The sequence below is a fragment of the Stenotrophomonas sp. AR029 genome, from assembly GCF_047520695.2.
GTDB classification, from domain to species: Bacteria; Pseudomonadota; Gammaproteobacteria; order Xanthomonadales; family Xanthomonadaceae; genus Stenotrophomonas; species Stenotrophomonas sepilia.
On the sequence record NZ_JAXBQQ020000001.1, the window covers coordinates 379,437 to 405,236 of the forward strand.

Here is a 25,800-nt window from a genome sequence, read left to right on the forward strand (position 1 = left end):
CGAAACCCCCATACTGCGCGCGCAGTCGACTGACAGTCGACTCTACGGAAAGCAGTAATCCGCCTTCGGCGGCTTACTTGCTGCCGCCTGCCATCGTGGCTGCGGCGTCGATCTCAGCCTGCGCGCGGGCGGCATACAACGTGCCCGGCGGCGGTTGGCGGCTGAAGAAGGTGTGCACGCCATCCAGCACGGCGCCCGCCACCTTGCGCTGGTATGCCGGGTCCGTCAGGCGGCGCTCTTCATCCGGATTGGAAATGAATGCCGTTTCCACCAGCATCGCCGGCATGTCCGACGTGCGCAGCACCGCGAAGTTGGCGCGCTCGATGTTCGGCTTGTGGTTGTTGCCGATCCGCTTCAGACCGCCCAGCACGTGGCCGGCCGCATCTTCGGACGCCTTCATGTAGCCGCTCTGGGCCAGGTCCAGCAGCACGTTGGCCAGGGTGCCTTCGGTCTGCTGCAGGCGCACCCCACCGACCAGGTCGGCCGCGTTTTCCTTGTCCGCCAGCCAGCGGGCGCGCTGCGAAGAGGCACCCTTGGTCGACAGAACGTACACCGACGAACCCGTGGCCGAACGGTTTTCAGCCGCATCGGCGTGGATCGAGATGAAAATGTCCGCCTTGTTCGCACGCGCCTTCTGCGCGCGCATCGGCAGCGGAATGAACACGTCGCTGTCGCGCGTCAGGTAGGCCTTCAGGCCCGGCGTGGCATTGACCTGGCGGGCCAGCTCACGCGCCACCGCCAGGGTGACATCCTTCTCGCGCTTGCCGGTCGGGCCGATCGCGCCCGGGTCCTGGCCACCATGACCGGGATCGATCGCCACCACCAGGTGGCGCATGCCGGGCTGCATGCGGATGCGCGATGCATCGCTGGGCATCGCCGGACGCGGCGGCTCGGCCGGCGTCGGCGCGGGTGTGGGGGCCGTTGCCGGCGGCGTGGTCACCACCGCAGCAGTGCGCTGGCCGGCAAGGATTGCAGCCGGCGAGGATGAAGGCGTGCTGCTGGCCGCGACGCCTGCCGCAGCAACCTGGGCTGGCGCGCTGGTCGGTGCGGGGGTCGGCGTGGCGGGTGCGGCGGCGCTGGCGCTGGCCTGCTGCTGCACCTGTGCGGTCAGCAGGGCGGTGGCCCGCGCAGCATCGGTGCGCGACTGCGCGTTCTCGGCCGGCGCGGGCGCGACTGAGCCCCCCACAGCGGCCGCCTGCGACTGCACCGCCGGCGGCGTCGCCGGGCGGCTGGTGGCCACGGCAGGGCCATCACCCGGCCATTCGATCACCAGCTTGGATTCATTGCCCTCGCGCTGCATCTGCGGACGGAACGGCGCCACCGATTCGGCAAGGTCGAAGACGACACGGAAAGTGCCCGGGACCGGCTGTCCGGTACGCACCGCCGTGACCACGCCCTGCGCGGCCGGCATCTTCAGGTTGCGTACGGCGCTGGAGTCGGGGAAATCGACCACCAGGCGGTTCGGGCCGGCCAGCGACAGGGTCTTGTAGCCGCCACTGCCGACCAGCGAGATCTCGGCACGGGTGCCGGTCGCGCCGGTGTTCAGCAGGACCTGGCGGACTTCACCCGCCCACGCACTGACGCTCGCCAGACCCAGTCCGACGGCGGCACAGATGGCGATGAGACGGTTCCCCGGGCGCATGGCTCAGGATTCAATCACCGCGCTGAACGGAATGCAACACCTTTTTCCTTAATAATCCGTAACCTGCCGGTGTTTGTTCTCGTCAGCCGACAGAAATGGCCTGCAAGTCGCCCCCTTGAGGCAGCCGTTTCAGCCATTCATGCCCAACGTCGCTGCTCGCGGTGAGACTGGCGCGTCGCCCCTGTCCTTCGATCTCCAGTGCTACCACCAGGTCGGTCGGCGGCAGCGCGCCGGCGCCCCGTTCCGGCCATTCGACCAGCCACAAGACCGCGCTGCCCTCGTCCAGGCCGAGGAAATCCAGCTCACCGGCCTGGCCGATGCGATACAGGTCCAGGTGCCACGCCTCACCGCCACTGGCCAGCGGATAGCGCTCGACCAGGGTGTAGGTGGGACTGCGGATCGCGCCCTGCACGCCCAGCGCCCGCAGCAGCGCGCGGGCCGTGGTGGACTTGCCGGCGCCCAGGTCGCCGCGCAGTTCGATCAGCGCCTGCGGCGGCCGGGTGGTCGCCAGCCACTGCCCGAGCAGTTCGGTGGCGTCGCTGTCGGCAAGGAAGAAATCGGTCATGGGAAGCGTTCCGGGTTGGCCAGTCGCCGCAACGGCGCCAGCAGATCAGTAGGAAGCAGGCCGCGTGCGCCGTCAGCGGCAGCCGCGTCGCCGGCCAGCGCATGCAGCAACGCGCCCGCCGCGCCGGCATCGAAGGCGGACAGGCCCTGCGCGCGCAGGCCGGCGATGATGCCGGTGAGCAGGTCGCCCATGCCCCCCACGGCCATGCCGGGATTGCCGGCGGCGATCAACCGGGGCGTTTGCCCGGGCGCCGCCACGATGCTGCCGGCGCCCTTCAACACCACCACCGCGTGGAAACGCTCGGCGAGCGTCTGCGCACAGGCGTAGCGATCGGCCTGGATGTCGCTGGTGCTGCAGCCGAGCAGGCGTGCGGCCTCGCCCGGGTGCGGTGTGAGGACGGCGCCAGGCAAGGCACGCGGATCCTGCGCCAGCAGGTTCAGCGCGTCAGCATCGACCACCAGTGGTTTGGCGCTGGCCAGCACCCGCGCAAACAGTGCGCGCGCCCATTCGTCCTGGCCCAGACCGGGCCCGATCGCCACCACCTTTGCCCTGTCAAGCAATGCCGGCAGCGCCTCGCCGTCTTCCAGCGCGTGGGTCATCGCCTCGGGCAGGCGAGCCAGCAGTGGAGCGACGTGGTCGCGGCGGGTACCCAGGCTCAACAGCCCCGCCCCTGCGCGCAAGGCGGCCTCGGCTGCCATGGCGATGGCACCGCCGCTGCCATGGTTGCCGCCGACGCACAGCACGTGGCCGGATTCACCCTTGTGGGTATTTGCGCGGCGCGGCGGCAACAGGGCCGGCAACCGTGCCTGCGCCCAGTACTCCACGGCAGGCGACACGCTTTGCCATGCGGCAGCGGGCAACTGCAGGGGTGCCAGGGCCTTGTGCCCGCAATGATCCAGCGCGTCGCCGGTGTACAGCCCGCGATGGGCCACGATGAACTGCAGGGTCAGCGCCGCGCGCACTGCCGCGCCAGGTATCGCACCGCGGTCGGCATCGACGCCACTGGGCACATCCACGGCCAGCACAGGTGCCGCCTGCGCATTGATCGCAACGATCAGCGCCTGCGCCGCACCCTCCGGCGCGCGATCGAAGCCCAGCCCGAACAGGGCATCGACCCAGAGGTCGGCCTCGGGCAGCGAGCCGTCGAACTCGGTGATGGCGCCGCCGTCGGACCTGAACTCCGATGTTGCACGCTGCGCCAGCGCGGTCGATGGCGCCCTGCCCGGCAGGGCGATCACCCTCACCTCGCGTCCGGCCTGCAACGCGTGGCGAGCCAGCACAAGGCCGTCGCCGCCATTGTTGCCCGCACCGACCACCACGCCGATGCGCTGCACCTGCGGCCAATGCTGCAGCAGGCACTGCCAGGCGGCCTGGCCGGCCTGCGCCATCAGTCCCCAGCCAGCATCCCCCGCCAGGGTGGACGCCTGGGCATCAAGCGCACGCGCGGCAGCGGAATCGAACAGATCGGCGAGGTTGGCCATGCAGGGATTTTATACTGGTGCGCATGTCCCTCGCCCCCACCCCCGTCGATCCGGCCCAGGCCGTGCAGCGCATCCGCGAACTGGCCCGCGCGCATGGCTTCCAGCGCTGCGGCATCGCCGGTATCGAGCTGGGCGAGGATGAGGCGCACCTGGCGGACTGGCTGGGTCAGGGCCTGTACGGCACGATGGACTGGATGGCGCGCCACGGCACCCTGCGCGCACGACCGGCCGAGCTGTTGCCCGGCACTGTGCGCGTGATCTCGGTGGGCATGGACTACAGCCACAAGGATGACACCGAAGCCTGGGCGACGCTGGCCGACCCGGGCCGCGCCTATGTGGCGCGCTATGCGCTGGGCCGCGACTACCACAAGCTGATGCGCAACCGCCTGCAGAAGCTGGCCACGCAGATCAACGACGAAGTCGCGCCACTGGGCTACCGCGTGTTCGTCGATTCCGCCCCCGTCCTAGAGCGCGCACTGGCCCGCAACGCCGGGCTCGGCTGGATCGGCAAGCACACCTGCCTGATCGACCGCCATGGCGGTTCCTGGTTCTTCATCGGCGAGATCTACATCGACATCCCGCTGCCGATCGATACGCCGGCCACGGCGCACTGCGGCACCTGCACGCGCTGCATCGATGTCTGCCCGACCCAGGCCATCACCGGGCCGCAGCGGCTGGACGCGCGGCGCTGCATTTCCTACCTGACCATCGAACACGACGGCGCCATTCCCGAACAGATGCGCCCGCTGATCGGCAACCGCATCTATGGCTGCGACGACTGCCAGCTGGTCTGCCCCTGGAACAAGTTCGCCAAGCGCACCGACGAAGCCGATTTCCGCGCGCGCAACAACCTCGATACCGCGCGCCTGGACCAGCTGTTCACCTGGGACGAAGCCGAGTTCCTGCGCCGCACCGAAGGCAGCCCGATCAGGCGCAGCGGCCATGAGCGCTGGCTACGCAACATCGCCGTGGCGCTGGGCAATGCGCCGTCCTCGGCCGAAGCGCTGGCTGCCCTGCAGACCCGCATCGACGATCCTTCGCCGCTGGTGCGTGAACACGTGCAGTGGGCACTGGGCCAGCATACGGCGCGCTGACGTGCGATCCTGAGCCCCCGTTCCGCCCGCAGCACGCCGTTTCCATGCAGCCACGCAACAACGACATCCTCACCCCCAGCCAGCTCAACACCCTGGCCCGCGACCTGCTGGAAGGCAGCTTCCCGGCGATCTGGGTCGAGGCCGAACTGGGCAGCGTGGCGCGTCCTGCCTCCGGACACCTCTACTTCACCCTGAAGGACGCGCGCGCGCAGCTGCGTGCGGCGATGTTCCGGATGAAGGCGCAGTACCTGAAGTTCGTGCCGCGCGAAGGCATGCGCGTGCTGGTGCGCGGCAAGGTGACCCTGTACGACGCCCGTGGCGAGTACCAGATGGTGCTGGACCACATGGAGGAAGCCGGCGAAGGCGCGCTGCGCCGCGCCTTCGAGGAGCTGAAGGCACGGCTGGAGGCCGAAGGCCTGTTCAACCCGGCACGCAAGCGGCCGCTGCCGGCGCACGTGCGACGCCTGGCCGTGATCACCTCGCCCACCGGCGCTGCCGTGCGCGATGTGCTGAGCGTGCTCGGCCGGCGCTTCCCGCTGCTGGAAGTTGACCTGCTGCCGACCCTGGTACAGGGCAGCAGTGCCGCCGCGCAGATCACCCGGCTGCTGCAGGCCGCCGATGCCAGCGGCCGCTACGACGTGATCCTGCTGACCCGCGGTGGTGGTTCGCTGGAAGACCTGTGGGCCTTCAATGATGAAGCCCTGGCCCGTGCGATCGCCGCCAGCCGCACCCCGGTGGTGTCTGCGGTTGGCCACGAAACCGACTTCAGCCTGAGCGACTTCGCCGCCGACCTGCGTGCACCGACGCCATCGGTGGCGGCTGAGCTGCTGGTACCGGACCAGCGCGAACTGGCCCTGCGCGTGCGCCGCACGGCCGTTCGCATGCTGCAGCTGCACCGGCATGCGATGCAACAGGCGATGCAGCGCGCCGACCGCGCCCTGTTGCGCCTGAACGCGCAGAGCCCGCAGGCACGACTGGATCTGCTGCGTCGACGCCAGCTCGATCTGGGACGACGCCTGCATGCCGCGTTCAACCAGCAGCAGGAGCGCCGTGCTGCGCGGCTTCGCCATGCAGCGGCGGTCCTGCGCGGGCACCATCCACAGCGCCAGCTTGACACGATGCAGCGCCGCTTGGCCGCCCTGCGCGGACGACCGCAGGCAGCGATGCAGCGTCTGCTGGAGCGCGATGCGCTGCGGCTGCGCGGGCTGGCGCGTTCACTGGAAGCAGTCAGCCCGCTGGCCACCGTAGCCCGCGGCTACAGCATCCTGACCCGCAGCGACGATGGTGCGCTGGTGCGGCGCATCGACCAGGTGCAACCTGGTGACGCCCTGCAGGCCCGCGTTGGTGACGGCGTGATCGACGTACAGGTCAAGTAGAGGGGGGTTCGGCAGGGCTGCGCCCTGCACCCGCAGAGGCTTCAAGCAACGGCCGAAGCAACAGCAAAAGCTGGCATTCCGCGGGTTGGCGGGGCGGTGCCAGAGTGCGGGGACGCCGTAAACCCGTCCATGGGGGCTTGGCAGCCGCATCCATGCGGCTGACACCCCGCACTCCGACACCGCCCCACCTCTGACAGTTTTCCGCGATGGGGTAGATCCACGCCATGCGTGAATGAATCTCTTTCAGATATCGAATCAATTCGGGGTCAGATCCGTTTTCCTGCGGAAAACGGATCTGACCCCAAGCGCCATTCCGGCAGGTCGCAGAAATCTGTCGAAGGCGGGGTGGGTCCGGTTGCGGGAGTGTCCGCGGCATGGATGCCGCGGCCAAGCCCCCATGGACGGGTTTACGGCGTCTCCCGCAACCGGACCCACCCCGCCATCCCACGGATAGCCAGCTTTTGCTTCGGCTGTTGCTGTTGCTGTTGCTCTGGCTTCGGCAGGTGCAGGGCTGCAAGCCCTGCCGAACACCCTCTACTTTGCCTGCTCGCAGAACTTCTGCCGGTACTCGAGCGCCTTCGGCATCAGTGCCTGCAGGTTCTGGATGCGGGTGCCCGGATTCGGGTGGGTGGAAGCGAACTCCGGCTGCGCCTGGCCGCCACTGGCCTGGCCCATGCGCTGCCACAGCGGCACCGCCTCGCGGGGATCGAAGCACGCCGCCGCAGCCAGCATCAGCCCCACTTCATCGGCCTGCGTCTCGTGGCTGCGCGCATAGGGCAGCAGATAGCCGTAGCCCATCGCCGACATCATCATCTGTTGCTGCTGCGCATCCATGCCGCTGGCGGCACCGGCCATCTGCCCGATCTGGGTCAGCTTCTGCTGCGCCATCCGCTGCGCACCATGGCGCAACAGCGCGTGGGCGATCTCATGGCCCATCACCACCGCCATCGCATCACGCGTACGCGCCACCGGCACCAGGCCGGTGTAGACCGCCATCTTGCCGCCCGGCAGGCAGAACGCATTGGCCTGCCCGGACGGGATCACATTCACTTCCCACTGGAAATCCCGCGCGAAATGCGCCGGCTGCACGCCGTGCTCCTGTGCCAGCGCGGTCTCCACCACATCCACCTTGGCGATCAGGCGCTGCGCGATGTCGCGCACATCGCGCGCGATCGGCGCATTCGGATCCATCGGCCGTTCCTGCGCGAGGATCTGCTGGTAGGCCTGCAGACCGAGCGCGGTCTCCTGGCGCGCATCCAGGCTGCTGTCGATCATCACCTTCTCGCCGGTGTAGGGATCGACGGTGCGATTGGAGAACCAGTAGAACACCGCATAGCCCGCTGCCAGCAGCAGCACCCACCAGCGGATGTTGCCGAACAGGCCGCGTCGCTGCGGACCTTGGGGCGAGCGGGAAAAGGGATCGTTGCGCATCGGTGGTCTTCCAGCAGACCCCGCCGGCTGGCGGGCACGGCGCAATCTTAGTGCGCGGACGCCAGCAGCGGGTGAAGCCCGATGCCGCTCAGATGCCGCGCACCAGGCGGAAGCCGATGCGCGCATTGGTGGTGTCCGAATCCTGCGATTGCCGCCAGGCCGCACGGGTCTGCTCGGGCGCATTGGCCCAGTTGCCGCCCCGGATCACCCGTGACCGGCAGCCCGGGTTGAACCAGGCGACACCGTCGGACGGCGCACGCCGGTAGCTGGCGTGCCAGCAGTCGGCCACCCATTCGCTCAGATTCCCGGCCATGTCGTGCAGGCCGAAAGCATTGGCCTGGAAACTGGCCACCGGCGCTGGTCCCCACCAGCCATCGCCATAGCCGATGAAAGCGTTGTGCCAGTGCCGACCCGAAGGCGAGACGTCCTTGCTGCCGGTGAAGTTGCCGCTGCCCGGCGGCGGCGTACCGGCGTCTCCCCAGGGGTAGCGGCCACTGCTCCCGGCGCGCAGCGCATATTCGAATTCGGCCTCGCTCGGCAGCCGGTAGCTGCGTCCGGTCTGCTCGGACAGCCATGCCGCGTAGTTCTCGGCATCCCGCACGCTGACATGCATCACCGGCGAGTTGCCCAGTGCGCGCGCGCCATCGTAATCCGAACGCCAGTCGACGCCGCTGCGGCGGATGAAATTGCCGCTGCGCTCGTCATAGACCACCGAGTGGCCGCGCCGGGTCGCACGTGGTCGGGCATTGGTCGACTTCACATAGCGCTCGAAATCGCCGACGGTAACCTCAGTGATCGCCATCGCGAAGCCGCGGTCAAAGCGAACGTAATGGGAGGGGCGCTCGGCGTCGGTGGAGCCGGGCTCGGCATCACCCGCGCCCATCTGGAAGCCGCCATGCGGCACAACCACCATCTGCGGACCGCGCCCACCATCACGCATCGCGTCGCTGAACACCTGCCCCGGGCGGAAGCTGCCGTAATGGGTGGCCAGATCGATGCGTTCGCGCAGCTGGGCCACCACCGCATCCCCCGGCAAGGCGATGCGCAGGGCCTCGGCCAGCTTTTCGCGCGCCGGCTTCAGCCCCTGCGGCGTCGCCAGCTCGCGCAGGCCCTCATCACGCAGCTGCAGCAGCGCGGCGGCGCGGATCTGCTCGATGCGCTCGAAGGCATCGGCAATGGTCGGTGACGAGTCACGGACCTTGCTGGCTTCGGCCAGCCAGGTGCCCGCACTGGCAAAGTCGCGTACGCGCGCGGCGTCCTCGGCCCGGCGGATCAGGCCACTTTCGGCCGCCGCCAGGCCCTGCCGCGCCCGGCTGTTGTCTTCGTCCAGAGCCAGCGCTTCACGGAAGTTGCCAATCGCACCGTCACCGTCCTCGCCGATCCGCCCCGATCGCAGGTCTTCCTCGCCGGCACGGTTATAGGCCACCACGCGCTGGGCGAGCTCCACCCGGCCCTGCAGCGCGCGCACCTTCTCATCCTTCGGCGCCAGGGTCAGCAGCACCAGTGCCTGGCGACTCGCCTCGGCCAGCGCCTCGCGCTGCCGTAGTGGCCGAACCAGCAGAGCATCGGCCTGCTGCTGCAGGCGCTGGCGAGCACGCTGCAGGCCGCTGCGGGCCAGGCGATCATCCGGATCTTCCTCCTGCACTGCCAGCCACAGCGGAACCGCCGCGTCGGCGTCCTCGTACAGGTGCCCTTCGCTGAACGCCTTTTCGGCTGCGCGGCGCAGCTGGGCGACGCTGCGGCCCTGCCGGTCGACGCGTGGCGGTGTCCACCGCTGCACGTCCTCGGTGGCATCCTCACCGGCAATGGTGACGCTACCCTGCCCCACCCCCGGCGTCGGCTCCGCCAGTGAACCTTCCTGCGGCCGCGCGTCTTCGCCAGCAGCCGGCCCCGGCTCCGGTGTTGCCGAGGGCGACGGCGTGCAACCGGCCAAGGCCACGGCCAGAGCGGTGCACAGCACGGACGACAGCGGAAAACGCAAGCAGGATCTCCTTCGGCACGGACGCGGACCGACGTTAGGCTATTCTCCCCTGCCTGAGCAAACCCGAGTAGTAGGCCCTGACCCGTGGCAACCTGGATCACCACCCCCGCCGAGCTGGATGCGTACTTCCAGCAGCGTCCGGCCCGCATCGGCCTGGACACCGAATTCATCCGTGAACGCACGTTCTGGCCGCAGTTGGCTCTGGTGCAGATGGCGGTCGGGCAGGACATCCTGCTGATCGATCCGCTGATTCCCGGCATGGCCGAGGCACTGGCGCCGTGGCTGGCCGATGAGTCGATCACCAAGGTGATGCACAGCGCCAGCGAAGACCTGGTTGCCTTCAAGTGGACCTGCGGCGTGTTGCCGCGACCGCTGTTCGACACACAGATCGGCGCCTCGCTGGCCGGCATTGGTGGCGGCATGGGCTACCAGAAGCTGGTCGCGGAAATCACCGGCGTGGCGCTGGCCAAGGGCGAAACCCGCTCGGACTGGATGCGCCGTCCGCTCTCGGAGTCGCAACTGCAATACGCCGCCGACGACGTCGAGCACCTGTTCGCGCTGCATGACGCCATTGATGCCAAGTTGCAGGCGCTGGGCCGCCAGCAGTGGCTGCACGACGACGGCGAGCGCCTGCTGACCAGCGTCGCCAATGACGAGGACCGCTGGCCGCATCTGGCGATGCGCTCAGCGCAGTTTCTCGATGCTCCCGCGCAGCGCCGCCTGCTGCGCCTGCTGCGCTGGCGTGATGTGCAGGCACGCAGCAGCGACCGCCCGCGCAGCTGGATCCTGGACAACGAACTGGCCGCCACGCTGGCACGCACGCCACCGGCCGATGCCGCCGCGCTGGCCACGCTGTTTGAACAGTTCCCGAAGGCACCGCGCAAGCTCGCCGGCGCGGTGTGGCAGGCGCTGGACACACCGCTGGCCGATGAGGCCGAGGCACCGCTGGCATTGCCCGCCAACGACACCAACAAGCAGGCACTGAAGAGGCTGCAGGACGCCGTTGCCGAGCGCAGCCGCGAGCTGGGTCTGCCGGATGGCGTGCTGGCCTCGCGCAAACATCTGGAAAGCTACCTGGAGCGCCGCCAATGGCCGGCCGCACTGGCCGGCTGGCGCCAGCAAGAACTGGAGTCGCGGCTGCAGGCGCTGCTGCCTGCACGCTGAAGTGCCGAGCGCGGCGCGGGATTGCGTTCCGGCCACCGTCGAAGGCCATGAAAAAGGGCGACCCGGATCACCGGGCCGCCCTTTGCATTCCAGCAGTACGATGGCGGGAAGACCCGCCACCGTGGCAACGCATTACCAGTTCATGTTCAGCGAGACACCGACGGTACGCGGTTCGTTGTAGACCGCCGCCATGTAGTTCTCGATCACACCCTTGAGGTTCTTCTCGTTGGTGATGTTGCGCGCGAACAGCGCCACTTCGTAGGCACCATAGTTGCCCGAGTAGCCGATCTTCAGGCCGCCTTCGAAATCACCTTTGGAGTTGAACTCCTTGCTGTCGTACAGCACGAAGCTGGTGTAGCCCTGCTTGTTCCAGTCGGTGGACACGAACATGGTGCCCGCGTCGCTGACCGGGAAGTCGTAACGGGCGGCCAGGTTGACGTTGTACTTCGGCGCGTTCGGCAGCGGGTTGCCGTCGATCTGCGCGAAGGTGTTGGCACCGACCTTGATGGTCGGGTCATTCACCGTGCACACCACCTGGCCATTGAGGCCGCAGACCTGCGCGTAGACGCGCTTGTCCTTGATCTCGCTGTGCAGCAGGCTCAAGCCGGCGCTCAGGGTCAGGTTCGGGATCGGGCGCAGCTCCATGTCCGCTTCGAAACCATAGGCCTTGGCCTTGTCGGCGTTGAACAGCACGCCGTTGCCGTCCGAATCGTTGCCGTTGAGCTGGATGTCGTTGACGGTGTAGGTGAACGCGGTGGCGTTCAAGCGCAGGCGGTTGTCCCACAGGCTGCTCTTCACGCCTGCTTCCCAGGACAGGATGGTCTCGGAATCGGCGGTGGTGAAGTCAGCATTGAACACGGCCGAGCGGCCCTGGATGGTCGGGCCGCGGAAGCCGCGGGCGACCTTGGCATAGACGCTCACGTCCGGCGTGATCTGATACATCGCGCTCAGATCCCAGCTCGGGGTGGTGTCGGACATCTTGACGTCGGTGCGGCCCTTGTAGGTGACCACGCCAGCGGCAGTGTCAGCCGTCTTCAGCAGGCGGGTGTGCTTCTCGTCCCGGGTCTGGCGCAGGCCGGCCGTGACGGTGAACTTGTCGGTGAAGGCATAGCTCAGCTGGCCGAAACCGGCCCACGAGGTGTTCTTGTTGCGCAGGCGCACCCAGTTGTTCGGGTTGCGGGCCGCGCCCTGCAGGAACCAGGCGCGCTGGTAGAAGTCGGTGGTGTCGCTGCCGTTGAAGTAGAACGCACCGGCCTGCCACTGCAGCGCGCTGTCGTCATGGCTGGCCAGGCGGAATTCCTGGGTCCACTGGTCCAGGTCGCGGATGCGGCCCATCGACTGGCCGTAGCCGTTCGGCACGCCGTTCACCGGGAAGTTCACCGCAGCGCCGCCGTCGGTGTCGCCACGGCTGTAGCCCGAGGTGGTTTCGTAGGCGGTGATTGAGGTGAAGTCGATCGCGCCGAAGTCGTAACGTGCCTTCACCGAGCCGCCGTAGGTCTTGTAGGCCTGCGGATTGTTGTCGGCTTCGTCGTAGGCAACCTTGTCGCGCGGCACGTCGGTCTTGTTCGAGCCCTTGGTCAGCGCACCGCGCAGGAACAGGGTCGAGGTACCTTCGTAATCACGGGCGTGGGCCGAGGCCAGGATCGAGAACTGGTCGCTCGGGGTCAGCAGCAGCTGCGCGCGCACGTTGCGGTCATCGAAGCCGCCCATCGCGTTCTTCTTCGGGCTGACCGTGCCGTCGGCACTCGGGCCCTTGTAGGTGTTGTCGACGTAGTCATCGCGGTGCTGGTACAGCGCCGACACGCGGAACGAGGCGATGTCATTGATCGGACCGCCGAAGCCGCCGTCGATCGACACGCTGTTGTAGGTCGCGTAGCTGGCGCTGACCCGGCCGGTGTAGTCCTGGGTCGGCTTCAGGGTGTCGAACTTGACGATGCCGGCGGTGGTGTTGCGGCCGAACAGCGAGCCCTGCGGGCCACGCAGCACTTCCACCTGGTCCACGTCATAGACCGGGTTGGACTTCAGCACCACGTGCTCCAGCACCACATCGTCCTGGATGATCGACACCGGCTGCGAGGCCCCCAGGTAGAAGTCGATATTGCCCAGGCCACGGATATAGAAGCGCGGGAAGATGCGGCCGGTGGTGGTTTCCGCATACAGGCTCGGCACGCGGCCGGACAGTGCCAGCAGGGTGTCGTCGCCGCCGGCGGTGAAGTCGCGCATGCGCTCGCCCTGTACCACACCCACCGAGACCGGCACTTCCTGCAGGTTCTGCTCACGGTGTTCGGCGGTCACGGTGATCGTGTCCAGGCCGGTCGGGGTCGGCGCGCTGTCCTGCGCGACGGCACCGAAGCTGCCGACCAGAGCCAGGCCGGCGCAGGCCAGGGCCAGCGGATGGCGGCGGAAGGAAACGAAGGAAGACGACAGACCCGACAGGCGGCGGGAATCGGAATGGGAGGGCATGGAATGCTCTGAGGAGGCGTCCGTGCGGCCTGCGCGAGCCGGGCGGCAAAAAGGGGGGGAAACTGCGCAAGCGGCCATTATCCCCCAAATTGTTACGATTTCGTTGCGCGGCACCCGAACCCGGCGAAACAAGCGGTTTCGGCACAGTCCGCCGGCACCACCTTGGGGTCAGCTCCGTTCTCCCAAGGAAAACGGATCTGACCCCGAAGCTCCTGGCAGCCGGGTCAGCGCGACATCGACCCTCGCAAGTCGCCCGCATGCGCGCTGCGAAACCAACTCTCGCCTTTACTTGTACGGCGCCACGGCTTCGCGGGACGACTGCTCATTGCTGCCGCCCCCGGCATTGCCTTGCGCAACGCCTGGTCTCTGTCGAATTCGCCCTGCTGCGCCAAGCACTGGCCCGAATCCGGCCGGCACGGCGGTGGATCCAGGCCTTGCGTCGTCCCTGCCCGGCGCTTGGCAAGCCCGGCAGGCAGCGCTACACTGCAGCCCTGCCGTGGGGCCATAGCTCAGCTGGGAGAGCGCGTCGTTCGCAATGACGAGGTCAGGAGTTCGATCCTCCTTGGCTCCACCACTATTCAGAAGAACCTGTAGATCCTGGCGATCTACGGGTTTTTTCTTGTCTGGAATCCGCCTAGGCGGGTTCCTGGCCGCCATCCTTGCGGCGCGGGCTGCGCGAATGCGCATCACGCACCTGTTGGTCGCACTGGCCCGGCCGCTGCTTCGCCACGTTGTCCTGCTTCCGGTCCTGGCGGCTTTCCTGGATGCCCTGCTTCGGGTCCTGATCCTTGTCTGGCTCGTTCATCTGATTACTCCCTCATCGGCATCAGGCCGACGTTCTGCCCCACGCTAGAGGCCGGCGGGTAATCCACAGGTCAGTCCCGCGCCAACAGCGTGTGCACGAACCCACTTGCTGTGACGGTGACCACACGCCCAGAATCCGATGCAGCACGAATTCCGCGTACACCCATGCCCCCGCCCGCCCAGCACGCGGCACACACCGTGCCGATGAACTTCAATCCAACCGACGGCAGCATCCAGCTCGGCAACCTGCCAGCATTGATCGGCCCCACCTTGTCACTGGACGAAGCGCGCGTCGCCTTTGCCGCGCTGGTGCGAGGGGAGCGCGATGTCGGCACCGGCTATCACTGGCTCAGCCTGCACCGGCTCAGCCTGGGCGGTGCGCCCGCTGGCATCAGCCTGGGCTTCCACGGGCAACAGCTCGACAGGGTGACGATGGGCGTCGATCTGCCTGATGCGACACTGGAAGACGGCTGGCCGACCCAGGCCGCGATCGATGCCGAAGTCGCTTTCATGCGACGCACCCTGACCACGGCACTGGGGCGCAAACTGGCAGGTGGCCACGCCCGCTTCGGCTGGGGCGAGGCCTGGGCCCGGTTCGACCCGAAGGGATTCATGGCCAGCAGCGGCATCCGCTACGCGCCTCGCACGTGACGGCGCTCAGGTTCGGGTGATCGACACGCCGCCTTCAACGCGCATTGCGGTACCGGTAACGAAGCTGCTTTCATCGCTGGCCAGGAACAACGCCGCATTGGCGATCTCCTCCGGCTCGGCGATGCGCTTGAGCGCGTGCAGCGAGCGCACGAAATCACGCGCATCACCGGTCGGTGCCGCCTGCCGGCCCATCTCGGTATCGGTGCCCCCGGGCAGCAGCACGTTGCTGCGCACGCCACGCGCGCCGTATTCGGCGGCGATCACCTGGCTCAGGCCGATCAAGCCGGCCTTGCTCGACGCATAGGCCGCCATTCCCGGGAAGCCGACGGTGTGGCCGACGAAGGTGCCGACAAACACCAGTGAGCCACCGCCGCGTGCCAGCAACGCCGGCAACTGGGCGCGTGCGGCATGGAAGGCGGCATCGAGATTGGTGGCCATCACCTCGCGCCACGCATCCACCGGGAACTCTGCTGCCGGTGCACCGGGGCCGAGCATGCCGGCATTGTTGAGCGCGATGTCCAACCCACCGAATGACTGCTGGGCCAGTTCCACCAGCGCCGGTGCCGTGGCCGGATCAGCCACGTCCGCGGCATGCACCACCACCTCGCCACCGGCGGCGCGGATCTGCTCGGCCAGCGCCTGCAGCGGCTCTGGCCGCCGTGCGTTGAGCACCAGCTTTGCCCCTTCTGCAGCGAAGCGCAGCGCGCTGGCGCGGCCGATGCCGGCGCTGGCACCGGTGATGAGAGCAATCTTGTTGTTCAGCCGCATGGTCGTGGTACCGGTTGTGAAGTGGCCGCCACGATGCCGCGCCTATCGCCTGCCAACACTCCGTTTCCGGGCCCGGCCCATCGGTGCAGGAAACGGAGTTTCCGCAGAACCAGCACGTGCCAGAATCCGGCCATGGACAGCACCGCCACCACCGCCCTCGATGCCCGCGTCGAACGGGTTTGCCGCCACCTTCAAGCCAGCCACGACGAACCCTCGCTGCAGGAACTGGCCGGGATCGCGGGTTGCAGCCCAACCCGTCTGCATCGCCTTTTCAAGGAAGCAACCGGGTTGACCCCGAAGCAGTACGCTGCCGCGCTGCGCGCCGACCGCCTGCGCACCGGGCTGGAACAACAGGAACGCATCACCGACGCCTTCCACGATGCCGGCTTCGGCTCCAGCGGACGCTTCTACGAGAACGCGCCGAAGCTGCTGGGCATGACGCCGAAGCAATGGCGTGCCGGTGGTCGCGGCGAAGTCATCCACTTCGCGCTTGCCGAAAGTTCGTTGGGCAGCGTGCTGGTGGCCAGCAGTGCCACCGGCGTGGTCGCGATCCTGCTCGGCGACGATCCGGAAGCGCTGCTGCAGTCACTGCAGCAGCGCTTCCGCCAGGCCGAACTGGTCGGGGCCGACAGCGGCTATGAACAACTGGTGGCACAGGTGGTGGGCCTGGTCGAGGATCCCTCGCGAGGCGCCACGCTGCCGCTGGACATCCGCGGCACGGCCTTCCAGCAACGTGTATGGCAGGCGCTGCAGCAGATTCCGCGCGGACAGACGGCCTCATATGCCGAAATCGCCGCGCGTATCGGCGCGCCGCGATCGAGCCGCGCGGTGGCACGCGCCTGCGCAAGCAATCCGCTGGCCGTGGCGGTGCCCTGCCACCGGGTGGTGCGCCGCGACGGCGACCTGTCCGGCTATGCCTGGGGCGTGGCACGCAAGCGCGAACTGCTGCGCCGGGAAAAGGTCGCCAACGGCTGACGCGACCCGCAAGCCGCCGACCTTGTCGGCGCCCCCAACCTCCGGTAGCCGCCAACCTTGGCCGGCATCGGCCAAGCCCTCAGTCCAGCTTCACCACCAGCTTGCCGAAGTTGCGCCCCTGCAGCAGCCCGAAGAACGCCTCCGGTGCATTTTCCAGCCCTTCCACCACGTCCTCGCGGTACTGGATGCGGCCCTCACGCAGCCACTGCGCCATCTCGCGCTCGAAGTCCGGCCACAGGTGCTTGAAGTCGTGCACGATGAAACCGCGCACGGTCAGGCGCTGGCGCAGGATCTGGCTGAACAGCGCCGGCAGGCGGTCCGGGCCAGGCTGCGCGACACCACGATTGTTGTAGGTGGCGATGGTGCCGCACACCGGAATGCGTGCGAAGTCGTTGAGCAACGGCAGCACCGCATCCAGTACATGGCCCCCGACGTTCTCGAAGTACACGTCGATACCCGCAGGTACCGCCGCGCGCAGCTGCTCGGCAAAATCAGCCGCGCGATGATCCAGCGCCACGTCCACGCCCAGCGTCTGCAGATAGGCACGCTTGGCCTCGCCACCGGCGATGGCCACCACGCGCGCGCCCTGCAGCTTGGCCAACTGCGCCACGGTCGCGCCGACCGGCCCCGTTGCGGCGGCCACCACCAGCGTCTCTCCCGGCTGCAGGCGGGCGATTTCATGAAGGCTGGAATAGGCGGTGAAGCCCGGCATGCCATACACCCCCAGCGCCGTACTCAACGGCAGCCCCGCCGGGTCCAGGCGGCGGCCCAGCGCCTTGGCCGGCAGCACCGCGTGGGTCTGCCACCCGCCCGGCGCCAGCACCCGTTCGCCCACTGCGACACCCGCAGCCCTGGACTGCAATACCTCGGCCACGGTCTGGCCTTCCATCACAGCTTCCACTGCCACCGGCGCGGCATACGACGGTCCCTCATCCATGCGTCCACGCATGTACGGGTCCAGTGAGAGGTAGCGATTGCGCAGCAGCACCTCACCGTCGCCCAAGGGCGGCAGCGCGGCCTGCTCCAGGCGGAAATTGGCTGCAGTGGGCGCCCCCTGCGGACGCGACGCCAGCACGATGCGGGTGGTGGTCGATGAGTCGGACATGACGACGGTCTCTGCTGTTGCCAGCATCAGGAAAGGAACGCCGACACTACGCCGCAGCGTTCCCCCATGGGGGTCACGAAAACAGCGTTCCATGTCCGGTATCGGTGCCGTCCACGCGCAGGCCGCGCCACGCCGCGTTTGTCGATCACCGTGGCCCGCTGCATTCCGCCGCACGCGATGATCACCGCGCCACCGCGCACGGATGAATCGGCATCCAGCGCCCCCCCTACCCCGCGACGGCGGATCAAGTACTTGCGTCTGCGCAGACGGCAATGTGAAGGTTTTTTGCCAAAATGCTTGCCGTAGCCGGCTGACCTCCGTAATATGCGCGTCCTTGGCAGCGACCTCGCTGCAATGAACTACGTGGCCGAGTAGCTCAGTTGGTAGAGCAGGGGATTGAAAATCCCCGTGTCGGCGGTTCGATTCCGTCCTCGGCCACCACGTTCGACAGCCTGCAGAAATGCGGGTCTTTTTTTCGGGAATCGCAGTTGATCGTGATTGCCACACAGTTTGGCCGAGTAGCTCAGTTGGTAGAGCAGGGGATTGAAAATCCCCGTGTCGGCGGTTCGATTCCGTCTTCGGCCACCATCTTTCGAGACCTGCAGAGATGCAGGTCTTTTTTTGTCCGTGCTTCGCGCACTGCACGAGTGGCGGATGCGGCGCCCGCGCACACGCCCGGTTGACGAAACATTTACACCGGCATGCGCGGCGGCACCTACGCTCCAGACTCCTGCCTGGAGCCTGACGATGCCTCTGCGCCCCGCCCTGTTCGCCTGCCTGCTGCTGACCGCTTTCCCGGTGATCGCCACTGAACCTGTGCGCGCGGTCGAGCGCCTGGACATCGATCGCTACGCCGGCCAGTGGCACGAGATTGCGCATCTTCCGGTCTCGTTCCAGAAGCAGTGCGTGGGCGAGATCACCGCCAACTACGGACTGCGCAGCGATGGCCGCATCAGTGTCACCAACGCCTGCCGCAACGGCGACGGTGAGCGCGTGGTCGCCGAAGGCGTGGCACGCGCGGTGGCCGGCCATCCCGGCCAGTTGCAGGTGCGCTTCGCGCCGGACTGGCTGAGCTGGGTCCCGCTGGTCTGGGCCGACTACTGGGTGCTGGCGCTGGACCCGGACTATCAGTGGGCACTGGTCGGTGAACCGGACCGGAAGTACCTGTGGATCCTCTCGCGCCTGCCGGAAATGGATCGCGCACGCTTCGAAGCGCTGAAAGAAAAAGCCGAGGCCATGGGCTACGACCTGCGCCCGCTGCGCCTGATGGCCCCGCTTCGCGATACGCCCACCGATTGAACCGCGTCGCAACCGCGGCGCCGCGCGCGCGCGGTCCGGCACCGCGCACGCCCGGCCGCCATCTTCACGCGCTACCCTCTGCGACGGGTCGCCACAGGCGATCCAAACTACCATACGCCGTAGTATGCTTATCCAAACGCACCCCTCCAGAGGACTTGCGCCCATGCTCCACCGTTTCCGTATCGCCTTGATTGTCCTGTGCACCCTCGCCCTTGTTGCCTGCAACAACGGCATCGTCAAGCGTGTTTCGGAACCGGCGGCCAGCCTGCAGCAGCTGACCGTGCGTGCCGACGGCAACTGGACCGTGGCCCTGCGCCTGCAGAACTTCAGCTCGATGCCGATGACCTTCGATGACGTCTCGCTGGCGCTGACCGTCGGCGACAACGAAGCCGGCACCCTGCACGCCAAGCCCGGCATCTCCATCGGCGGCACCTCCGCCGACGTGATCAATGTCGACCTGGTGCCCAGCTCGGCCGCGCGCCTGGTGGTGGCCGATGCGCTGGCCAGCAACCGCACCCTGGCCTATGGCCTGAAGGGAACGGTGGCGGCCACGCCGCAGGAAAAGAAGCAGCGCAGCTTCGACATCAGCAGCCGCAGCACCCTCAACCAGGCCCCCGGCCTGCCCGGCGTGCTGCGCTGAACGCGCCTTTCGTGGCGGCGCCCGGCGCCGCTCTCCCCTGCCCTGATCAAATCGAGACGTACCGATGAGCAGCTACACCGCCCCGCTTTCCGACCTCCGTTTCGCCCTGCACGACGTGCTCAAGGTCGAACCCCTGTTCGCCCGCCTGGGCTTCACCGACGCCACCGCCGACGTGATCGATGCCGTGCTGGAGGAAGCCGGCCGCTTCAGCGCCACCATACTGGCCCCGCTCAACAGCGTCGGCGACGAGATCGGCTGCGTGCTCGACCAGGCCACCGGTGAAGTGACCACCCCGCCCGGCTTCAAGCAGGCCTACGACCAGTTCGTCGATGGCGGCTGGACCGGCCTGACCGCCTCGCCGGAGCTGGGCGGCCAGGGCCTGCCGCACACTCTGGGCGTGCCGCTGAACGAAATGATCAATGCCGCCAACCTGGCGTGGGGCAACTTCCCGCTGCTCTCCCACGGCGCCATCGAAGCACTGAAGCAGCACGGCGAGGCCTGGCAGCACGAGGCTTTCCTCAAGCCGCTGATCGAGGGCCGCTGGACCGGCACCATGTGCCTGACCGAACCGCACTGCGGTACCGACCTCGGCCTGCTCAAGACCAAGGCCGAGCCGAACGCCGATGGGAGCTATTCGATCACCGGCACCAAGATCTTCATCACCGCCGGCGAGCATGACCTGACCGGGAACATCGTGCACCTGGTGCTGGCCAAGCTGCCCGACGCTCCCCCAGGTGCCAAGGGCATCTCGCTGTTCGTCACCCCGAAGTTCAAGGTCGACCGCGACGGCAACGTCGGCGAGCGCAACGCACTGCGCTGCGGCTCGATCGAGCACAAGATGGGCATCAAGGGGTCGGTCACCTGCGTGATGAACTTCGATGGCGCGCAGGGCTACCTGGTCGGCCAGCCGCACAAGGGCCTGCAGGCGATGTTCACCATGATGAACACCGCGCGCCTGGGGGTCGGCCTGCAGGGCATCGGCCTGTCCGAGCGCGCCTACCAAAACGCGCTGAAGTACAGCCGTGAGCGCCTGCAGTCGCGCGCCCTGAGTGGTGCCAGGTTCCCGGACAAGCCGGCCGACCCGATCCTGGTCCACCCGGATGTGCGCCGCATGCTGCTGACGGTGAAGTCGCTGGTCGAAGGCAGCCGCCTGCTGGCGCTGCACGCCGCCACCCTCATCGACGTTGCCCACCATGCCGAGGATGCCGCTGAGCGCGAGCGCGCCGACACCCTGGTGAGCTTCCTGACGCCGATCTCGAAGGCCTGCCAGACCGAATGGGGCATCGAGAACACCTACAACGCCCTGCAGTGCTTCGGTGGCCACGGCTACATCCGCGAGCACGGCATGGAGCAGCTGGCCCGCGACGCCCGCATCACCACGCTGTATGAAGGCACTACCGGCATCCAGGCGCTGGACCTGATCGGCCGCAAGACCGCGTCCAGCCAGGGCGCCGGCCTGAAGCTGATGCTGGCCGAGATCGAAGCCTTCGCCAAGGAACACGAGGGCAACGAAGCGCTGGCCGAGTTCATTGGCCCGCTGCGCGCCAAGGCCGCCGAATGGGGCAAGCTGACGATGGATGTGCTCCAGCGCGCGGCCGGCAATCCGGACGAACTGGGCGCGGCCAGCTACGACTACCTGTTCTATTCGGGTTACGTGGTGCTGGCCTACTGGTGGGCCCGCAGCGTCGCCGCCGCCGATGCCAGCGCGCACGGCGCCGCCTTCGCCCAGGGCAAGCGCGAGACCGCGCGGTTCTACTTCGCCCGTGTGCTGCCGCGCACGCTCAGCCACGCCGCTGCGATCCAGTCCGGCGCCGCCCCGCTGATGGCGATGGACGACGAGCGATTCGGCGCCTGAGCCGGGCGTCGCCCGGCACCGGTAGTGCCGGCCGCTGGCCGGCAACCGCAACAGCCGGCTTCCTGCGGGATGGCGAGGTGGGTCCAATTGCGGGGGACGGCGCACGCCACCGGACCCACCCCGCCTTCGACAGATTTCCGCTGCTGTTGGTAGGTGTCGACCTTGGTCAACACAGTAGATCCACGCCACGCGTGGATGAGGGGTCAGAGCCCTTTCCTGTGGAAAGGGATCCGACCCCGGCCCGGCAGCCCACCCCCGACCATCCCTCTGGAGAAGAGCCCCCTTTTGTTAAAGGGGGCGCGCCGAAGGCGCGGGGAATAGGTGGAATGCGCGGACCTGAATGTTGACGATTTGTGTATCGCCTGCCGGCGATACACAAATCGTCAACATTCAGGTATAAGCTGTTCTCCCGATGGAGACAGACACTACACGCTTGGGTCTGATCGAAGCCGGAGCTCCGTTTTCTGCTCCGGGCGCCGAAGCATCGCCCAACGCCACGACGCTGCATCGCCCCGGTTCGGTCCGGCTGCTCTCGCTTGATGCCCACGGACGCGTACTGGACTGGATCACCTGGCAGGATGCGGCCTGCCTCTACGCCCGCGAGGCAGTGGCCTGGACGCTCGGCGATCCCTGCCTGCACATCCACGGTGGCACCAACCGCTTCAGCGGCCTGCAGAGCGGCATGGACCTGCACCCGATCATCGCCGCCCGCGGCCACGCCCGCTCCCGCGCGATCGACCCCACGCCGAACCTGACCAATCAGGCCCTGTTCGCCCGCGACGCCCATCTGTGCATGTACTGCGGCCAGCAGTTCACCCGCCCGACGCTTACCCGCGACCATGTCATGCCGCTGTCCAAAGGTGGCCTGGACTGCTGGGAAAACGTGGTCACCGCGTGCTTCCACTGCAATTCGCGCAAGAGCGACCGCACCCCGCAGCAGGCCGGCATGCCCCTGCTGGCAGTGCCCTACCGGCCCAGCTGGATCGAGCACCTGATCCTGTCCAACCGCAACATCCTGGCCGACCAGATGGCCTTCCTGAAGGCGCAGTTGCCCAAGCGCTCGAAACTCAGCACCTGAACGCCCGAAAATGCAACCCTCACCGTCCTGTCACGGACGGCGGCGTTTGCTTGCCCCACCCCCGTTTGAGGGCGAAAATGGGCGTTCAGAAAAAGTGCGAACATGATGATCGACTCTGCCCGCTATCCCCGCCTCGCGCGCATCCAGACACCGGATGACCTGCGCACGTTCGACGAATCCGAATTGAGGGCGGTCGCCGACGAACTGCGCGCCTACCTCATCGAATCGGTGGGCAAGAGCGGAGGTCACTTCGCCGCCGGCCTGGGCGTCATCGAGCTCACCGTGGTCCTGCACTATCTGTACCAGACCCCGGTCGACCAGCTGGTGTGGGACGTCGGCCATCAGACCTACCCGCACAAGATCCTGACCGGCCGCCGCGACGAGATCCATACCGTCAAGCAGAAGGACGGTGTCGCGCCGTTCCCGAAGCGCGAGGAAAGCGAGTACGACACCTTCGGCGTCGGCCACTCCTCCACCTCGATCTCGGCCGCGCTCGGCATGGCCATCGCCCGCCAGTCCGAAGGCGACGACCGCAAGGTCGTGGCAGTGATCGGTGACGGCGCGATGACTGCCGGCATGGCGTTCGAGGCGCTGATGCACGCTGGTGGCATGGAGCCGGAGCCGAACCTGCTGGTGATCCTCAACGACAACAACATGTCGATCTCCGAGGCAGTGGGCGGCCTGACCAAGATGCTGGGCCGAGCGACCGGCAGCCGTACGCTCAACGCGCTGCGCGAAGGTGGCAAGAAGATCCTCGGTGACAAGAAGAACAACCCGGCGCGTTTCGTGAAGCGCTGGGAAGAACACTGGAAGGGCATGTTCGTGCCCTCCACGATGTTCGAGGAAATGGGCTTCCACTACACCGGCCCGATCGACGGCCACGACATGCCGGCCCTGTTGTCCACCCTGAAGACGCTGCGCGCCTCCAAGGGCCCGAAGCTGCTGCATGTGATGACCACCAAGGGCAAGGGCTACGAGCCGGCAGAAGGCGATCAGATCGGTTACCACGCCGTGGGCCCGTTCGATCCGGACAAGGGCCTGGTGGCCAAGGCCGGGGCCAAGAAGCCGACCTATACCGATGTATTCAGCGACTGGCTGTGCGATGCCGCCGCCGCCGAGCCGCGCCTCTACGGCATCACTCCGGCGATGCGCGAAGGCTCTGGCCTGGTGCGCTTCAGCAAGGAATACCCGCAGCGCTATTTCGACGTGGCGATCGCCGAGCAGCACGCGGTCACCCTCGCCGCCGGCATGGCCACCCAGGGTGGCAAGCCGGTGGTGGCGATCTACTCCACCTTCCTGCAGCGTGCGTACGACCAGCTGGTGCACGACGTGGCGATCCAGGATCTGGACGTGCTGTTTGCGATCGACCGCGCTGGCGTGGTCGGTCCGGACGGCGCGACCCACGCCGGCAACCTCGACCTCAGCTTCCTGCGCTGCGTGCCGAACATGGTGGTGATGGCACCCTCCAATGAAGCCGAGTGCCGGCAGATGCTCAGCACCGGCCTGCAGCACCCGGGTCCGGCGGCCGTGCGCTACCCGCGCGGTACGGGTACCGGCGTTGCGGCCGGCACCGACCTGTCGACCCTGCCGATCGGCAAGGGCGAGTTGCGCCTGCAGGGCAACCGCATCGCCCTGCTTGCCTTCGGCAGCACCGTGCCCGCCGCCGAGCAGGTCGGCCGCGAACTGGGCCTGAGCGTGGTCAACATGCGCTTCATCAAGCCACTGGATCGCGAGCTGGTGCTGACCATGGCCGCGCAGCACGAGGGCCTGGTCACGATCGAAGACAACGTCGTGGCCGGCGGTGCCGGTTCCGGTGTCGGTGAACTGCTCAATGCCGAAGGCGTGCTGCGTCCGATCCTGCACCTGGGCCTGCCCGACAGCTACCAGCACCACGCCAGCCGCGAGGACCTGCTGGCCGAAGCCGGTATCGATGCGGCCGGCATCCGCGCCGCCGTGCTCAAGCGTTGGCCACAGCTGGCCGCAGGCAGCCCACCGCTGAGCGCAGCGGGCTGAGGCCGATCAGGAATCCACGCATCACGGGAAGGTGCAGCCGAAGGCTCGCACCTTCCACGGTGGAAGCAGGTGGTTCCACGCCATGCGTGGATGGCCGGACCCCGCAGGCCCGCCCCGGCAGGCGCCCCACGCTCAACCGTAACTGACCGCTTCCACGAACGCCCCGCTGGCCTCCACGCGCACGGCGGCGCGCTGCCCGGTGTCGACGAAGTGCAGGCGGGCCAGGGTCTCGGCAAAGTCATAGGCTCGTGCGCCATCACGGAACTCGATTGGCTCCGGCCTATCCGGGTGCAGCACGCGCCACTGGCGCTGTTCGCATTGCAGGCGGATCAACATGCAGCTCACTCCTTGAGGCAGCGTATCGACGGCGGCGCGATGCTGATGCCGGCTACGGCAATCGACATCGGGAATCAGGGCACGCAAGGCGCCCTGATCACAGACGATACGGCGTTCAAAATGTGAGCTGTATCAGATTATTCTGATTTTCATGGGTTGAATCCGTAAAGCTCAGTTCACCTGAAACTGCGCCCTGCAGCCATCGCTCACCCAGATGCCGCGGCGATCCCAGCCCCAGCTCTGGCCTTCGATGCAGGCACTGCGCGAGTCCTGGCGGATCAGGCGCACGCCCCGGCGGATGCGGGCATCGCAGTACTCCTGCCGGTGGCCATTGGAATGGCAGGTAACCACATCGCCGCCACCCCATCCATTGCCGTTGCCCCAGCCGCCGCCATTGCCGCCCCAGCCGCCGCCGCGGCGGTACTCACCGACGAATTCGGCACGGCACCCCTGTGTGACCCAGACGCCGTTGCGCGACTGGCCCCAGGTCTCACCTTCCACACAGGGCGAACCGGACAACTGGCGGATCAGCCGCGCGCGGCCATCCAGGCGGCACTCGTTGCTGCGGTTCTTGACCGACTCGCAGCGCACGATGCCACTGCCATCGCGGCCGCCATAGCGGTCGTCGTCGTAGCCGTAGCCATAGCTCTGCGCCTGGGCTCCGCCGGCGGCCGCCAGCATCGGCAACAGGGTGCAGGCCAGGGTGCGCCAGGTGAGTGCCTTGCCCATCGAGATCTCCAGATGAATACGATGGCGCAAGCATCCGGGATTCACGGCCCGGCGCACAGAGGGAGGCGCGATGGCAGTTGTTCCTCCATTCAAACAACTCAACCGTGGCTGACTGCACTACGGGGGGCTGGCGTCACTCTCCAACGTAAAGCGCGTCTACCGTGTTGCCAAGCGCCTCGACCCGCACCGTGCTGCGCTGGCCGGTGCGGCGGTGATGCTCCAGGGCCAGCGCGGCGGCGGCATCAAAGGCGTCGGCGCCCCGGGCGTAACCGGTGGTGTCGCTCATCTGCGGATGCAGTACGGACCAGCGCTGGGCATTGCATTGGACGGTGATGACCATCGGGAGGCTC

General features: G+C 67.6%; 22 protein-coding genes and 3 tRNA genes. 13 read left to right on the forward strand and 12 right to left on the reverse strand.

What is annotated here, in order from left to right:
• Nucleotides 1-73 precede the first annotated feature (73 nt).
• From ACM0PB_RS01800 to ACM0PB_RS01810, 3 genes are all read right to left on the reverse strand, one after another.
• Entirely contained in the window at nt 74-1,642 is a 1,569-nt protein-coding gene (locus ACM0PB_RS01800; RefSeq protein ID WP_053500617.1) for an N-acetylmuramoyl-L-alanine amidase, read from the reverse strand.
• A gap of 82 nt (nt 1,643-1,724) precedes the next feature.
• Nucleotides 1,725-2,207, reverse strand: coding sequence for a tRNA (adenosine(37)-N6)-threonylcarbamoyltransferase complex ATPase subunit type 1 TsaE (gene tsaE, locus ACM0PB_RS01805; RefSeq protein WP_053500618.1), 483 nt, complete (start codon nt 2,205-2,207; stop codon nt 1,725-1,727).
• Entirely contained in the window at nt 2,204-3,688 is a 1,485-nt protein-coding gene (locus ACM0PB_RS01810; RefSeq protein ID WP_065186030.1) for a bifunctional ADP-dependent NAD(P)H-hydrate dehydratase/NAD(P)H-hydrate epimerase, read from the reverse strand. The genes tsaE and ACM0PB_RS01810 overlap by 4 nt, the downstream gene beginning before the upstream one ends.
• A 23-nt stretch (nt 3,689-3,711) precedes the next feature.
• On the opposite strand from ACM0PB_RS01810, the gene queG reads away from it, so the two are divergent.
• Both queG and xseA read left to right on the forward strand, forming a co-directional pair.
• Nucleotides 3,712-4,782, forward strand: coding sequence for a tRNA epoxyqueuosine(34) reductase QueG (gene queG / locus ACM0PB_RS01815; RefSeq protein ID WP_005417785.1), 1,071 nt, complete (start codon nt 3,712-3,714; stop codon nt 4,780-4,782).
• 44 nt (nt 4,783-4,826) lie between these two features.
• A complete protein-coding gene (gene xseA / locus ACM0PB_RS01820; protein ID WP_065186029.1) occupies nt 4,827-6,158 on the forward strand; it encodes an exodeoxyribonuclease VII large subunit in 1,332 nt (443 codons plus the stop codon).
• A 534-nt stretch (nt 6,159-6,692) separates the two neighbouring features.
• On the opposite strand, the gene ACM0PB_RS01825 is transcribed toward xseA, so the two are convergent.
• Nucleotides 6,693-7,589: a M48 family metallopeptidase gene (locus tag ACM0PB_RS01825; protein ID WP_414604904.1), complete on the reverse strand. Its 897-nt coding sequence runs from the start codon at nt 7,587-7,589 to the stop codon at nt 6,693-6,695.
• An 88-nt stretch (nt 7,590-7,677) separates the two neighbouring features.
• Complete coding sequence (locus ACM0PB_RS01830) at nt 7,678-9,570, reverse strand: formylglycine-generating enzyme family protein (RefSeq protein WP_065179569.1); 1,893 nt, start codon at nt 9,568-9,570, stop codon at nt 7,678-7,680.
• An 84-nt stretch (nt 9,571-9,654) separates the two neighbouring features.
• On the opposite strand from ACM0PB_RS01830, the gene rnd reads away from it, so the two are divergent.
• Nucleotides 9,655-10,734, forward strand: coding sequence for a ribonuclease D (gene rnd / locus ACM0PB_RS01835; protein ID WP_414604905.1), 1,080 nt, complete (start codon nt 9,655-9,657; stop codon nt 10,732-10,734).
• Between the two features lie 132 nt (nt 10,735-10,866).
• On the opposite strand, the gene ACM0PB_RS01840 is transcribed toward rnd, so the two are convergent.
• A complete protein-coding gene (locus tag ACM0PB_RS01840) occupies nt 10,867-13,197 on the reverse strand; it encodes a TonB-dependent receptor (protein ID WP_235649394.1) in 2,331 nt (776 codons plus the stop codon).
• Nucleotides 13,198-13,695: 498 nt separating this feature from the next.
• Here ACM0PB_RS01840 and ACM0PB_RS01845 point away from each other — a divergent pair.
• Nucleotides 13,696-13,771, forward strand: a tRNA-Ala gene (locus tag ACM0PB_RS01845).
• Nucleotides 13,772-13,831: 60 nt separating this feature from the next.
• On the opposite strand, the gene ACM0PB_RS01850 is transcribed toward ACM0PB_RS01845, so the two are convergent.
• The gene (locus ACM0PB_RS01850) at nt 13,832-14,002 is read right to left on the reverse strand and encodes a hypothetical protein (protein ID WP_196769417.1); all 171 of its coding nucleotides are present in this window, start codon (nt 14,000-14,002) and stop codon (nt 13,832-13,834) included.
• Between the two features lie 164 nt (nt 14,003-14,166).
• On the opposite strand from ACM0PB_RS01850, the gene ACM0PB_RS01855 reads away from it, so the two are divergent.
• On the forward strand, nt 14,167-14,652 hold the full coding sequence (locus ACM0PB_RS01855; protein ID WP_065179572.1) for a hypothetical protein: 486 nt from the start codon (nt 14,167-14,169) through the stop codon (nt 14,650-14,652).
• 6 nt (nt 14,653-14,658) lie between these two features.
• Here the strand turns inward: ACM0PB_RS01855 and ACM0PB_RS01860 are convergent, their stop codons facing one another.
• A complete protein-coding gene (locus ACM0PB_RS01860; protein WP_065186026.1) occupies nt 14,659-15,420 on the reverse strand; it encodes an SDR family oxidoreductase in 762 nt (253 codons plus the stop codon).
• A gap of 132 nt (nt 15,421-15,552) precedes the next feature.
• On the opposite strand from ACM0PB_RS01860, the gene ACM0PB_RS01865 reads away from it, so the two are divergent.
• Nucleotides 15,553-16,395 carry a bifunctional transcriptional activator/DNA repair enzyme AdaA gene (locus tag ACM0PB_RS01865; RefSeq protein ID WP_005417800.1) on the forward strand — a complete coding sequence of 281 codons (843 nt, stop codon included), beginning with the start codon at nt 15,553-15,555 and terminating at the stop codon, nt 16,393-16,395.
• A 79-nt stretch (nt 16,396-16,474) separates the two neighbouring features.
• Here the strand turns inward: ACM0PB_RS01865 and curA are convergent, their stop codons facing one another.
• Entirely contained in the window at nt 16,475-17,500 is a 1,026-nt protein-coding gene (curA, locus tag ACM0PB_RS01870) for an NADPH-dependent curcumin/dihydrocurcumin reductase (RefSeq protein WP_065186025.1), read from the reverse strand.
• 365 nt (nt 17,501-17,865) lie between these two features.
• On the opposite strand from curA, the gene ACM0PB_RS01875 reads away from it, so the two are divergent.
• The 7 genes from ACM0PB_RS01875 (at nt 17,866) to dxs (ending at nt 24,385) form a co-directional block, all read left to right on the forward strand.
• Nucleotides 17,866-17,941, forward strand: a tRNA-Phe gene (locus ACM0PB_RS01875).
• Between the two features lie 71 nt (nt 17,942-18,012).
• Nucleotides 18,013-18,088: transfer RNA gene (locus ACM0PB_RS01880), tRNA-Phe, on the forward strand.
• 159 nt (nt 18,089-18,247) lie between these two features.
• The gene (locus ACM0PB_RS01885; RefSeq protein ID WP_235649395.1) at nt 18,248-18,799 is read left to right on the forward strand and encodes a lipocalin family protein; all 552 of its coding nucleotides are present in this window, start codon (nt 18,248-18,250) and stop codon (nt 18,797-18,799) included.
• Nucleotides 18,800-18,962: 163 nt separating this feature from the next.
• Entirely contained in the window at nt 18,963-19,439 is a 477-nt protein-coding gene (locus ACM0PB_RS01890) for an LEA/WHy family protein (protein WP_053501243.1), read from the forward strand.
• 64 nt (nt 19,440-19,503) lie between these two features.
• Nucleotides 19,504-21,294 carry an acyl-CoA dehydrogenase C-terminal domain-containing protein gene (locus ACM0PB_RS01895; RefSeq protein WP_414604303.1) on the forward strand — a complete coding sequence of 597 codons (1,791 nt, stop codon included), beginning with the start codon at nt 19,504-19,506 and terminating at the stop codon, nt 21,292-21,294.
• A gap of 412 nt (nt 21,295-21,706) precedes the next feature.
• Nucleotides 21,707-22,372, forward strand: a complete 666-nt coding sequence (locus ACM0PB_RS01900) for an HNH endonuclease (protein WP_032954353.1) — start codon at nt 21,707-21,709, stop codon at nt 22,370-22,372.
• Between the two features lie 105 nt (nt 22,373-22,477).
• Nucleotides 22,478-24,385: a 1-deoxy-D-xylulose-5-phosphate synthase gene (gene dxs / locus ACM0PB_RS01905; RefSeq protein ID WP_111127807.1), complete on the forward strand. Its 1,908-nt coding sequence runs from the start codon at nt 22,478-22,480 to the stop codon at nt 24,383-24,385.
• A 132-nt stretch (nt 24,386-24,517) separates the two neighbouring features.
• On the opposite strand, the gene ACM0PB_RS01910 is transcribed toward dxs, so the two are convergent.
• The 3 genes from ACM0PB_RS01910 to ACM0PB_RS01920 all read right to left on the reverse strand — a co-directional run bounded on the left by ACM0PB_RS01910 (nt 24,518) and on the right by ACM0PB_RS01920 (nt 25,790).
• A complete protein-coding gene (locus ACM0PB_RS01910) occupies nt 24,518-24,721 on the reverse strand; it encodes a hypothetical protein (protein WP_005417823.1) in 204 nt (67 codons plus the stop codon).
• Nucleotides 24,722-24,892: 171 nt separating this feature from the next.
• Nucleotides 24,893-25,450, reverse strand: a complete 558-nt coding sequence (locus tag ACM0PB_RS01915) for a DUF3011 domain-containing protein (protein WP_005417825.1) — start codon at nt 25,448-25,450, stop codon at nt 24,893-24,895.
• A 133-nt stretch (nt 25,451-25,583) separates the two neighbouring features.
• Entirely contained in the window at nt 25,584-25,790 is a 207-nt protein-coding gene (locus tag ACM0PB_RS01920; RefSeq protein WP_065196610.1) for a hypothetical protein, read from the reverse strand.
• Nucleotides 25,791-25,800 lie beyond the last annotated feature (10 nt).